The 11,940-nt window shown below is 70.4% G+C and carries 11 protein-coding genes; 3 read left to right on the top strand and 8 right to left on the bottom strand.

The window, feature by feature from the left end; genetic code table 11:
• Positions 1-54: 54 nt before the first annotated feature.
• The 5 genes from QMK24_RS12600 to QMK24_RS12580 all read right to left on the bottom strand — a co-directional run bounded on the left by QMK24_RS12600 (position 55) and on the right by QMK24_RS12580 (position 6,128).
• Positions 55-927 carry a VIT1/CCC1 transporter family protein gene (locus QMK24_RS12600; protein WP_283465712.1) on the bottom strand — a complete coding sequence of 291 codons (873 nt, stop codon included), beginning with the start codon at positions 925-927 and terminating at the stop codon, positions 55-57.
• A gap of 35 nt (positions 928-962) precedes the next feature.
• Positions 963-3,146, bottom strand: coding sequence for a PTS fructose transporter subunit IIABC (locus tag QMK24_RS12595; RefSeq protein WP_283465711.1), 2,184 nt, complete (start codon positions 3,144-3,146; stop codon positions 963-965).
• Positions 3,147-3,213: 67 nt separating this feature from the next.
• Entirely contained in the window at positions 3,214-4,158 is a 945-nt protein-coding gene (gene pfkB, locus QMK24_RS12590) for a 1-phosphofructokinase (RefSeq protein ID WP_283465710.1), read from the bottom strand.
• The gene (locus QMK24_RS12585) at positions 4,155-4,916 is read right to left on the bottom strand and encodes a DeoR/GlpR family DNA-binding transcription regulator (RefSeq protein ID WP_283465709.1); all 762 of its coding nucleotides are present in this window, start codon (positions 4,914-4,916) and stop codon (positions 4,155-4,157) included. The genes pfkB and QMK24_RS12585 overlap by 4 nt, the downstream gene beginning before the upstream one ends.
• Positions 4,917-5,132: 216 nt before the next feature.
• Positions 5,133-6,128: a sigma-70 family RNA polymerase sigma factor gene (locus QMK24_RS12580; protein ID WP_283465708.1), complete on the bottom strand. Its 996-nt coding sequence runs from the start codon at positions 6,126-6,128 to the stop codon at positions 5,133-5,135.
• A 638-nt stretch (positions 6,129-6,766) separates the two neighbouring features.
• Between QMK24_RS12580 and QMK24_RS12575 the strand changes: the two genes are divergently transcribed.
• Positions 6,767-7,378 (top strand): hypothetical protein, encoded by a 612-nt coding sequence (locus QMK24_RS12575; protein WP_283465707.1) that lies wholly within the window; start codon positions 6,767-6,769, stop codon positions 7,376-7,378.
• Positions 7,379-7,548: 170 nt separating this feature from the next.
• Here the strand turns inward: QMK24_RS12575 and QMK24_RS12570 are convergent, their stop codons facing one another.
• The gene (locus QMK24_RS12570; RefSeq protein WP_283465706.1) at positions 7,549-9,063 is read right to left on the bottom strand and encodes an MFS transporter; all 1,515 of its coding nucleotides are present in this window, start codon (positions 9,061-9,063) and stop codon (positions 7,549-7,551) included.
• Positions 9,064-9,120: 57 nt separating this feature from the next.
• Positions 9,121-9,765 (bottom strand): TetR/AcrR family transcriptional regulator, encoded by a 645-nt coding sequence (locus tag QMK24_RS12565; RefSeq protein ID WP_283465704.1) that lies wholly within the window; start codon positions 9,763-9,765, stop codon positions 9,121-9,123.
• Positions 9,766-10,022: 257 nt separating this feature from the next.
• Between QMK24_RS12565 and QMK24_RS12560 the strand changes: the two genes are divergently transcribed.
• Positions 10,023-10,496 carry a MarR family winged helix-turn-helix transcriptional regulator gene (locus QMK24_RS12560; protein ID WP_283465703.1) on the top strand — a complete coding sequence of 158 codons (474 nt, stop codon included), beginning with the start codon at positions 10,023-10,025 and terminating at the stop codon, positions 10,494-10,496.
• A gap of 138 nt (positions 10,497-10,634) precedes the next feature.
• On the opposite strand, the gene QMK24_RS12555 is transcribed toward QMK24_RS12560, so the two are convergent.
• Positions 10,635-11,051, bottom strand: a complete 417-nt coding sequence (locus QMK24_RS12555) for an organic hydroperoxide resistance protein (protein WP_283465702.1) — start codon at positions 11,049-11,051, stop codon at positions 10,635-10,637.
• Positions 11,052-11,160: 109 nt separating this feature from the next.
• Between QMK24_RS12555 and QMK24_RS12550 the strand changes: the two genes are divergently transcribed.
• Positions 11,161-11,664 carry a MarR family winged helix-turn-helix transcriptional regulator gene (locus QMK24_RS12550; RefSeq protein WP_283465701.1) on the top strand — a complete coding sequence of 168 codons (504 nt, stop codon included), beginning with the start codon at positions 11,161-11,163 and terminating at the stop codon, positions 11,662-11,664.
• Positions 11,665-11,940: the final 276 nt, after the last annotated feature.

Here is an 11,940-nt window from a genome sequence, read left to right as displayed (position 1 = left end):
GGGTTTCAGAGGCGGCCCGGTTTCAGGCCCCTCGTCACCGACCCGGCTCCGCCGTCAGAGACCCGTCGCACCGAGCAGTGAACCGGCCGCATACGTAACGGCCATCGCCGCCGCCCCGCCCGCCATGTTCCGCAGAACGGCGGGGCGCACCGGCGCGCTGCCCAGCCGCGCACTCTCCCAGCCGCACAGGGCGAGGGCGATCAGCACCGCCACCACCGTGACGACCAGCCGCAGCGGCGGGGGCAGCAGCACGATCGCCAGCAGCGGCAGCAGCGCGCCCACGGTGAACGCGGCGAAGCTCGCGCCCGCCGCGTGCCACGGGTTGGTCAGCGCATCGGGGTCGATGCCCAGCTCGACCCGGGCGTGCGCGCCCAGCGCGTCGCGCGCCGTGAGCTGCTCCGCGACCTCGCTCGCCAGCTCCCCCGTCAGCCCCCGGTCCTCCAACAGGCCGGTGAGCTCGGCGAGTTCCGCCTTCGGCTCGGTGGCCAGCTCCTCGCGCTCCATGGCCAGCGCGGCCTGCTCGGAGTCGCGCTGTGTGCTGACCGATACGTACTCCCCCGCCGCCATCGACAGCGAGCCGGCCAGCAGCCCGGCCAGCCCGGCGGTCAGCAACGCCGAACGGGAGTCGGTGGCGCCCGCCACGCCCATGACCAGTCCTGCCGTCGACACCACACCGTCGTTGGCACCCAGCACCCCCGCCCGCAGCCAGTTCAGCCGGGTCGCGAGCGCTCCGTCGTGATGTGGCTCGCCGTGATCGGCGGGGGTGCCGCTCTCACTCCAGCCCGTCGCCTCGGTACTGGCTTCGGTACTGGCTTCGGTACTGGCTTCGGTACTGGCTTCGGTACTGGCTTCGGTACTCCCGTGGGCGCTCGCCCCGGTACTCGACTCGGGGCTGTTGCCGTCTCCGCCGTCTCTGCCATCGCTCATGCCGCGAGGGTCTCATTCACCGCCGCCGTGAGGCGTCAGGCCGCGACCGGTGTCCTGGCGTCGTCAGCCAGTGGCGCCTTCACCTCGGGCCGCGCCGTCCTGCGCAGCCCCTTGAGGAGGACGACCAGCAGTGCCGTGACGACCGTGCCCGCCGCGACCGCGATCAGGTAGAGCCACGGATTGCCGATCAGCGGCACCACGAAGACGCCGCCGTGCGGGGCGCGCAGCGTGCAGCCGAAGGCCATCGACAGGGCGCCGGTGACCGCGCCGCCGGCCATCGCCGACGGGATGACGCGCAGCGGATCGGCCGCCGCGAACGGGATCGCGCCCTCCGTGATGAACGACGCCCCCAGCACCCAGGCCGCCTTGCCGTTCTCGCGTTCCGTGCGGGTGAAGAGCCGGCCCCGCAGCGTCGTGGCCAGCGCCATGCCCAGCGGCGGCACCATGCCCGCCGCCATCACGCAGGCCATGACCTTCAGACTGCCGTTGTTCGGATCGGCCAGCCCGCCGACGGCGAAGGCGTACGCGACCTTGTTCAGCGGACCGCCCATGTCGAAGCACATCATCAGACCGAGAACGATGCCGAGGATGATCGCGTTCGAGCCCGTCAGGCCGTTCAGCCAGTCGGTGAGCCGGGCCTGCACCCAGGCGATCGGCTTGCCCACCACGAGGAACATCAGGAAGCCGACCACCGCCGAGGAGATCAGCGGGATCACCACCACCGGCATGATGCCGCGCAGCACCGGTGGGATCGCGACCCGTTGGATCGCCATGACGACGCCGCCCGCCAGCAGACCCGCGACCAGGCCGCCGAGGAAGCCCGCGTTGATGGTCAGCGCGATGGCGCCGCCGACGATGCCGGGGACCAGCCCCGGCCGGTCCACCATCCCGTAGGCGATGTAACCGGCCAGGATCGGGACGAGGAAGGTGAACGCGGTGTCGCCGATCTGGAAGAGCAGGGCCGCCCAGCTGGCTCCCTCATTCCAGATGAAGTGCTGGGCGACGGAGGGCGCGGTGTTGATCTCGTACCCGCCGATCGCGAACGCGAGCGCGATCAACAGGCCGCCCGCGGCGACGAACGGCACCATGTAGCTGACGCCTGTCATCAGCCATGTGCGCAGGCGCGTGCCGAAGCCTTCGCCTGGACCGGCGGTCTCCTCGGGGTCCGCCGGACCCGTCGCGTTCGCCGCGTGCGCGGCCGCCGTCGCCTCGCCGCGCCCGGCCTTGCCGCGCGCCTCCGCGATCAGCTCCGGCGCACGGCTGATGCCCGCTTTCACGCCGACGTCCACCGTCGGCTTACCCGCGAAGCGCCCCTTGTCGCGGACCTCCACGTCATGGGCGAAGATCACCGCGTCGGCGGCGTCGATCGCCGCCTGCGGCAGCTTCTTGAAGCCGGCCGAGCCCTGTGTCTCCACGGTGATGTCCACGCCCGCATCCCGCGCGGCGTTCTCCAGGGACTCCGCCGCCATGTACGTATGCGCGATCCCCGTCGGGCACGACGTCACCGCAACAACCCGGAACGCCCGCCCCTGCGGCGTGCTTTGCTCCGCGACCGCCCCCAATCCCGACGTCCGCCCGGAGGTGCTCTCCCGCCCGCTTCCGGTCGACGGAGGAGGCGGAGAGGTCGAAGCTCCCGGTGTGGCTGCGGGAGCCTCGCCGCCTCCGTCACCGGTGTCGGCGGCCTCCGGCCCTGCGGCGGACGCCGGAGGTGCGGCCGGCGCCCGACCAGACGCCGGCGCCTGACCGTCGTTCGCCTGCCCCGGGCCGGAGGCCGGCGGCAGGTCGCCTGCGATCAGGGCGGCTACTGCTGCTGGGTTTTCGGCTGTGCGGAGGGCCGTGGTGAAGTCCGGGTTCATGAGGCGGCGGGCGAGGGCCGAGAGGATCGTCAGGTGGTCGCTGTCGGCGCCGGCCGGGGCCGCGATGAGGAAGACGAGGTCGGCGGGGCCGTCCGGGGCGCCGAAGTCGATGCCGGTGGCGCTGCGGCCGAACGCGAGCGTCGGCTCGGCGACGTGCGCGCTGCGGCAGTGCGGAATGCCGATGCCGCCGTCGAGACCCGTCGGCATCTGGGCCTCGCGCGCGGCCACATCCGCGAGGAATCCCTCCAGATCGGTGACGCGACCCGCCGCCACCATCCGCTCCGCGAGCGACCGTGCCGCCGCTTCCTTGCTGTCGGCGGCCAGGTCGAGATCGACCAGCTCGGCGGTGATCATGTCACTCATCGCGCGGCTCCATTGCTCGCGTCCCCGCCCGGCGGGCGGAAGGAACTGTGGGTGGAACGGGAGACGTTCATGCCGGTTCCCGCAGCGGGCGGGAGAGCGGGACGTCCGCAGTCACGGTGACCGCGGACGTGTCGAGATCCGTCGGCGCGGGCATGACGCTGCCCGGCAGCTGCACGGCGGCCGCCCCGTGTGCGACGGCCGAGACGAGGGCCGTCTCGCCTTCGCCGCCGGCGGCGAGGAACCCCGCCAGCGAGGCGTCACCGGCGCCGACGTTGCTGCGTACCGCCGCGACCCGCGCGCAACCGAAGTACGCGCCGGACTCGTCGACGAGCAGCTGGCCGTCCGCGCCGAGGCTGGCGAGCACCGCCCGCGCGCCCATGGCACGCAGTTCTCCCGCCGCCTTGACCACGTCGCCGATCGTCGCGAGGGAGCGGCCGACGGCCGCGGCCAGTTCCCCGGCGTTGGGCTTGACGACATCTGGGCGCATGGAGAGCGCGGCGAGCAGGGCCGGGCCGGAGGTGTCCAGGGCTACGCGCGCGCCCGCCCGGTGTGCGCGGTCGACGAGTTCGGCGTACCACTCCGGCGGCAGGCCGCGGGGGAGGCTGCCGCAGCAGGCGATCCAGCCGGCGTCGGCGGACCGGGTGCGGACCGCCTCCAGCAGGGCTTCCGACTCGGCGCCGGTGAGAGTGGGGCCGGCCGCATTGATCTTGGTCAGGGTTCCGTCCGGCTCGGCGACCGAGATGTTGACGCGGGTCGACCCGGCGACGTCGACTCCCGCTACCTCGATGCCCTGTTCGCTCAGCAGCCGGCCGAGCAGCGCACCCTCCGGACCGCCGGTCGGCAGAACGGCCACCGTGCGCTGCCCGGCGGCGGCCACGGCGCGCGAGACGTTGACGCCCTTGCCGCCGGGGTCGACCCGGTCGGCGGTGGCCCGCAGCACGGCTCCGCGTTCGAGCGCGGGGATCTCGTACGTACGGTCCAGGCTCGGATTCGGAGTGACGGTCACGATCATGCGCGTACTACTTCCGTGCCCGCGCTCTCGATCGCGCGGGCGGCTTCGGGGCTGAGTCCCTGGTCGGTGATGAGCAGGTCGACATGAGAGAGGTCACCGAAGCGTGCGAAGTTCCGCTGCCCGTACTTCGAGGAGTCGGCGAGCAGCACGACCCGCCGCGCGGCGGCGATCATCGCCCGCTTCACGGCGGCTTCCGCCAGGTCCGGGGTGGTGAGGCCGCCCTCGGCCGAGAAGCCGTTCGCGGCGAGGAACAGCACGTCGGCGTTGATCTCGCTGTAGGCGCGCAGCGCCCAGGCGTCCACGGCGGCGCGGGTGCGGTGCCGCAGCCGGCCGCCGACGAGGTGGAGAGTGAGCTCCGGGTACTCGGACAGGCGCGCGGCGATCGGCAGTGCGTGGGTCACCACAGTGAGCCGTGAGTCGAGCGGGAGCACGGCGGCGAGCCGGGCGGCGGTGCTGCCCGCGTCGATGACGACGCTGCCCTCGGCGGGCAGTTCGGCCAGTGCGGCGCGCGCGATGCGGTCCTTCTCGCCGGCCGCCGTCGCCTCGCGCTCTGCCAGGTCGGGCTCGAAGTCGAGCCTGCCGGCCGGTATGGCCCCACCGTGCACGCGCTGGATCAGTCCGGCCCTGTCGAGCGCCTTCAGATCGCGGCGGATCGTCTCCGGCGTGACGTCGAACTCCTCGGCCAGCGCGGGGACGTCAACGCTTCCGCGATCGCGGGCCAGCCGCAGGATCTCTTGCTGGCGCTCCGGGGCGTACATGTGGTTCTGCCTCCGACCCATGCCCGAGTGTGTTGCTGTACCGCCACCGTACGCAGGCCTCGGCGGAAAGTAAACACAAACGGGCATTGGTCGGATTCATTCGGACCCGGGCGACTCGGATCCATACCGCGGGGGTCCGGACATGGCCGAACCCCGGCGCGGGGGGGGTTGCACCGAGGTTCGGGTCTGGGGCGGCGGGGCGGACCCCGCCGCGGGTCAGGCGGCCTCGTACTCCAGGCCCGTGTCACGGGCCATCCGCTTGAGGTCGGCCAGGGCGTGCTTCTCGATCTGCCGGATCCGCTCGCGCGTCAGGCCGTGCTGCTTGCCGACCTCGGTCAGCGTCCGCTCACGGCCGTCCTCGATGCCGTACCGGGACCGGATGATCGAGGCGGTGCGCTCGTCGAGCCGTCCGATCAGCTCTTCCAGCTCCTCGCGGCGCAGCATGACCAGGACGGACTGCTCGGGCGAAGCGGCGGCGCCGTCCTCCACGAGGTCACCGAACTCGGTCTCGCCGTCGGCGTCCACCGACATGTTCAGGCTGACCGGGTCACGGGCCCAGTCGAGCACGTCATGCACGCGGGACGGCGTCGAGTCCAGCTCGGCGGCGATCTCCTCGTGCTCCGGGTCACGTCCGTGCTCGCGGTTGAACTCCCGCTGCACGCGCCGGATCCGGCCCAGCTCCTCGACCAGATGGACGGGGAGCCGGATGGTGCGGGACTGGTCCGCGATGGAACGGGTGATGGCCTGGCGGATCCACCAGGTGGCGTAGGTGGAGAACTTGAAGCCCTTGGCGTAGTCGAACTTCTCGACCGCGCGCACCAGACCCGCGTTCCCCTCCTGGATCAGGTCGAGCAACGGCAGACCACTGCGCGGGTAACGGCGGGCCACTGCGACGACGAGGCGCAGATTGGACCGGATGAAGACGTCCTTGGCGCGCTCGCCCTCGGCGACCAGCGTCTCCAGCTCCTCGCGGGCGGCTCCCGCCCCCGCACCCTTGATGAGCTGGTCATCGCCGGAGAGGACGCGCTCGGCGTAGACGCCGGCCTCGATCTCCCGGGAGAGCTCGACTTCCTGCGCGGCGTCGAGCAGCGGGGTACGCGCGATCTCGTCGAGATACATACCGACGAGATCACGGTCTGCGGCTTCCCCGCCAACGGCGCGGACGCTGCTGCTCCCGCCTGCGGAACGACGGGCGACGGCACGGGTTGCCATGCGTGCTCCCTTGCGAAGGTTCGGTCGGGTGTCGGTTGGAGCGGGACTCATGCTGCCTCTCGGCTGCCCGCTCTGATCTGGATAACGACTGGAATCCGGACACAATTCCCATGTCGATCGATGATTTTCGCGATCTTGCAGTACCCTGTCCCGCCACACGGGGAGGCGACGGCGGATCGGGTGCGGGGGAAGCGCAGGTCAGGGCCGGTCACGCGGGCGATCGGAAGGCCATCGCGGATATCTGCGACCACCGCGACCACCACGTCCGTGAGGCGCCGCTCACATCCGGTCACATCCGGTCACATCCGGCATCGGGACCTTCGCAGGGACCTTCGCGCCCGGGCAGCGTCGCCCGTGGCTGCTCTCCCACCCGGAAGACGGTCCACACCGCCTATTGGTTGCCTAAACGGGCGAAGAGGGACCGGGGGCGCACGGACGCGCTGGTGGCAGCGGTCAGGGCACGCGAGCCGATCGAGCCGGTCCTGCAGCGGAACGCGGGCGGCGGGGGTGTGCGGCCGGGGTGTCCGACGGGGGTGTCCGGAGTCCGCCTCGGGCGCCCGCTCCAGGCACCCCGTGTATTCGTTACGCTCGACGGCGCCATGTGCTCGCGCCGGATCAGCTGAACGGAACACCACACCATGCTCGTACGCCGCCTCCTGATCGGATCGGCCGCCCTGGCCGGCGCCGCCGCCCTCGCCGCCTGCGGCTCGGGTGACGCCAGCGCGAAGCCCACCGCCTCCCACTCCCCCTCGGCCACCGCCACGGACACCGCCGGTGCCGCTGCCGTGACCTGGCCCGCGCCCGCCGACGCCGCCGCCAGTGTCAAGGCCGCCGGGCTGCCGATGCTCGGCGCCGAGGGCCAGGCGCTGCACATCCACAGCCATCTGGACATCCTGGTCGACGGCAAGCCCGTGCAGGTACCCGCGAACATCGGCATCGACCTGAAGCAGCAGAAGATCAGCCCGCTGCACACCCATGACACGACCGGCATCGTCCACATCGAGTCGCCGGTGCAGGCCGACTTCACCCTCGGTCAGTTCATGACCGAGTGGAACGCGCCCTTCGGCAAGGACAAGCTCGGAGCCCTCAAGACGGGCGGCGGCAACGAACTGCACGTCTACGTCAACGGCAAGGAGCAGACCGGCGACCCGGCCGCGCTCAAACTCGCCGACCACCAGGAGATCGCCGTCGTCTACGGCAAGGCCGGACAGAAGTTCCCGACGTCCTACGCGTGGCCCGCCGGCCTCTGACCGTCCGGCGCCGCAGCCACCGCCGGCCGCCGGCCGCCGGCACGAAGTGCGTAGGCATACGCACGCGACAGGGCCCCGCCTCCGAAGACCGGAGACGGGGCCCTGCTCAATCCACGTACTCGTTACGCGAACTCATCACGCGAACTCGTCACGCCGCACGCGGGTCCTGGTCAGTGCATGGAGACCGGGACCGGCAGCCCCTCGGCCGCCTCGTCCTCCAGGCTCACGCCCGAAACCTCGCTGCCGGGGACGCCCGTGTTGATGAACGTCGCGGCGATGAGGGCGGCGAGAACCAGTGCGCCGAACGCCCACCAGATCGCGGTGGAGAAGCCGTGCACAGCTGCCTGGTGCCCGAACTCCACCTTGCCGAGCTTCCCGGCGGACGCCAGGTTGGCGGCGGCCCACGTGGTGGTGGCGCTGGTCGCGATGGTGTTCAGCAGGGCGGTGCCGATGGAGCCGCCGACCTGCTGCGAGGTGTTGACCATCGCGGAGGCGATACCCGAGTCGCGCGGCTGGACGCCGTGCGTCGCCAGGCTCATCGCCGGCATGAAGGCCGAACCCATGCCGAGACCCATCAGGATCAGGCCGGGCAGGACGACGCCCGCGTAGTTGGGGTCGGTCTTGATCTGAGTGAGGATCAGCATGCCCACGGAGGCGACCAGGAAGCCCGGCGCCATCAGCATGCGCGGCGGCACGCGGAGCATGAGCCGGGCGCCGATCTGCGTGGAACCGACGATCATGCCCGCGACCATGGGCAGGAACGCGAAGCCGGACTTCATCGCCGAGTAGCCCAGGATGTTCTGCAGGTAGAACGTCAGGAACAGGAACAGACCGAACATGCCGATGATCGCGATACCGAGCGACAGGTACACGCCGCCGCGGTTGCGGTCGGTGATGACGCGCAGCGGGAGCAGCGGGGCCTTGGTGCGCGACTCGACGACCACGAACGCGGCGAGCAGCGCGACGGAGGCGATCAGCAGGGCGATGGTCTTGCCCGAGCCCCAGCCGTCCTGGGAAGCGACCGTGAAGCCGTAGACCAGCGAGACCAGACCCAGGGTGGAAAGGACCACGCCGGGAATGTCGAGGCGGTTGCGGTTACGCGAACCGGCCGGCTCGTGAACCACCATGTAGGCACCGATGGCGGCAATGATCGCGAACGCGATGTTCACGAAGAGCGTCCAGCGCCAGTTGAGGTACTGGGTGAGCACACCACCGAGGATCAGGCCGACAGCGGCACCGGCACCGGCGATGGCACCGTAGACGCCGAACGCCTTGGCACGTTCCTTCGCGTCGGTGAACAGGACCGCGAGCAGCGAGAGCGCGGCCGGGGCGAGCAGTGCCCCGAACGCGCCCTGCAGGGCACGGGCGCCGAGCAGCATTCCGGTGTTGACGGCCGCTCCGCCGATCGCGGAGGCGGCGGCGAAGCCGAGCAGACCGACGATGAAGGCGTTCTTACGGCCGAAGATATCGGCGATACGGCCGCCGAAGAGCAGCAGTCCACCGAAGGCGAGGCTGTAGGCCGTGATGACCCACTGCTTGTTGGCATCCGAGATGCCGAGGTCCGTCTGTGCGGAAGGCAGCGCGATGTTCACGATGGTCGCGTCGAGCACGACCATCAGCTGTGCTATCGCAATGAATATCAGCGCTTTCCAGCGCCGGGGATCCGGCTGGAGCGTTTCAGGCATAGCAAGTCTCACTAAGGGTGCGGAGGGGCAGGAAATCGGGACGTTTGTGGGAATTCTTCAGCGCTGACGCTGCAGGTCCTCCAAGGTCACGGCGGCGCCCGGCAGTACAGAACGTGCCGGGGCGCGCAGCCCATCGAGGAAGATCTGCAGGTGACGGTGCACGAACCTGTCCATGTCCATGCACGCCGTCCCGGGCAGCGGTCGCGTGAGCTGCGTGATCGCGACCATGAGGTCACCGACGGCGATATCGGTGCGGAGCTGGCCAGAGCTTCGCGCTCTGTCCATAATGTCCTCGATCGCGCGATCCAGCCGGTCGCGAGCCGCGAAGATCGCTGGATCGTTTCCGTCAAAGGCCTCGGAGAGCATCGGACACAGCGCCCCGACCCTGTCCTCCGCCGATTCGAAGACGAAGCGCCGCAGCGCCTCGAAGGCGTCCGGTTCCTCGGCGACCAGTGCCTCGGTCCGCTCGGCGATCCGTGCCATCACGGACAGGACCACCTCCCGGACGAGTTCGGCCCGGTCCGCGAAGTTCCGGTAGAGCGTGGCATTGCCGACTCCGGCGCGGCGCGCGACCTCGTCCAGCGGGACCTCGGCCCCGTGCTCGACGAACGCTTCGCGCGCGGCGGCGACGATCCGCTCCCGGTTGCGGGAGGCATCGGCCCGCAGCCGGGGGGAACGCGTTTTCACGGCACTGCCGACCACCGGACACTCCTTCTGGCGAAAGTGGGGGGTGAAGCGGGGAGTGACTCCCCGCTTCGCTCTGACACCAGACTAAACGGGGAGATGGTCCCCAGATATTTCAGGAGGTGGTGTGACCTGCGCCACACTCTTGATCCGGGCTCGATCGGTGCTCGATCCGCTCTCGATCCACGCCCGATCCATCCTCGATCCATCGTCGAGGATTTTCCCTCTCGCTCAACTTCATTGAATCTTCAAGAAGTGGACGTAAGGTGGACACCATGAAATGGCTGACCGAAGAAGAACAGGCCGCCTGGCGTGTGTATCTCCACGCCACGACGCTCCTGGAGGACCACCTCGACCGACAGCTGCAGCGCGACGCCGGCATGCCGCACATGTACTACGCGCTGCTGACCACTCTCTCCGACGCCCCCACCCGCCGGATGCGGATGACCGAGCTGGCGCAGCAGACGAAGATCACCCGATCCCGGCTGTCACACGCCGTCACCCGGCTCGAGAAGAACGGCTGGATCCGCCGCGAGGACTGTCCCTCCGACCGGCGCGGCCAGATGGCCTTCCTCACCGACGAGGGCTACGAGGTGCTGGTCATGACCGCCCCCGGGCATGTCACCGCCGTGCGCTCGGCGATCTTCGACCGCCTGACCCCCGACCAGGTCCAGCAGCTCGGCGAGATCTCCCGCATCATCGCCGAGGGCCTGCAACCACAAGGCGCCGACCTGCCCTGGCTGCGATGAGCCGGGGCCGATCGGCGCCGTGGGACCGGGCTTCCGCCCGACGTTCATACCCGCATACCCGACCTTCATAGAAGTCCGCACGACCGGAAGATGTTCGTCGTGCGGAATCCTGCCGGGAGCGGAACCCTGCAGGAGCTGCTACTCCACAACGATCTCGACGGTGATGTTCCCGCGGGTCGCCTTCGAGTACGGGCACACTCCGTGCGCCTGCTCGACCAGCTGACGGCCGGTCTCCCCCGCCAGCTCCTCCGGCAGCTCCACCCGCAGCGTCACGGCGAGCTCGAAGCCCCCCTGCGCCTCGTCGGAGCCTATGCCGACCTCCGCGGTCACCGAGATGTCCTTGGTATCGACCTTCGCCTGCCGCCCCACCAGCCCGAGCGCGCTGGAGAAGCACGCCGCGTAACCGGCCGCGAAGAGCTGCTCGGGGTTGGTTCCCTGGCCGCTCCCGCCCAGCGCCGGCGGCATGGCCAGCGGCAGGTCCAGCTGCCCGTCCGAGCTCACGGCCCGGCCGTCGCGTCCATTGGCCGTGGCCACAGCGGTGTACAGCGCACTCATCGAAACCATCCCTCTCCACATCCCAACGGACCGGATGCCCCGGGCCGCCCCCATGCCACTACTAGAGCACACAACTTAATTGTGCACAACTAAAGGGTACGCTGGATACATGAGGACGACCGAGCCCGTACCCGCCACGGCACCTGCCCCGGCACCCGCAGCCGCGCCCGCCCCGGCGGAATATCTGCGTCTCGACAACCAGATCTGCTTCGCGCTGCACGCCGCCTCCAGGGCCTTCGGCAGCCTCTACCGGACGACCCTGCGCGATCTGGGCCTGACCTACCCCCAGTACCTGGCCATGCTGGTCCTCTGGGAGCACGGCGACCTGCCCGTCAAGCGGATCGGCGAGCATCTGCGCCTCGACTCCGGCACCCTCTCCCCGCTGCTGAAGCGCCTGGAGACCGCCGGCCTCGTCCAGCGCGAACGCAGCGCCCACGACGAGCGCTCCGTCACCGTCCGCCTCACCACCGCGGGCGAGGCCCTGCGCGAGCGGGCCCACCAGGTCCCCCAGCAGATCGCCGCGGCCACCGGCCTCACCCTCACCGACCTGACCGACCTGCGCAGCCGCCTCCAGCACCTCACCACCACCCTGGACGCGGCCACCCCCGAGTAGCGCCCCGGGACAGGCGCCCCACGGCCGACGAGCCCGCCGCCGCGACCCCCGATGCAAAGTCCGCGGTTCTCCGCTCTCTACGGACTGCATCAGTCGCGACGGGAGGGGCTTTGGGAGTCCGACAGGACGACTGCTTCCCGACTCTTCATCGTGCGGATCAGCAATGACGAGTCGACAGCAGTGCAGCGCATGACCACTGGCCATGCGCTGTGGACGGTCGCTCAGCTTCGACGGCGCCGCCGGGAAGTCTTCCCTGAGGGAGTAGTTCTCCTAACC

Source organism: Streptomyces sp. PH10-H1 (assembly GCF_030063355.1).
Lineage (GTDB): Bacteria > Actinomycetota > Actinomycetes > Streptomycetales > Streptomycetaceae > Actinacidiphila.
The sequence above is the reverse complement of the archived record's forward strand: the minus strand, read 5'-3'. Positions and strand labels throughout refer to the sequence as shown.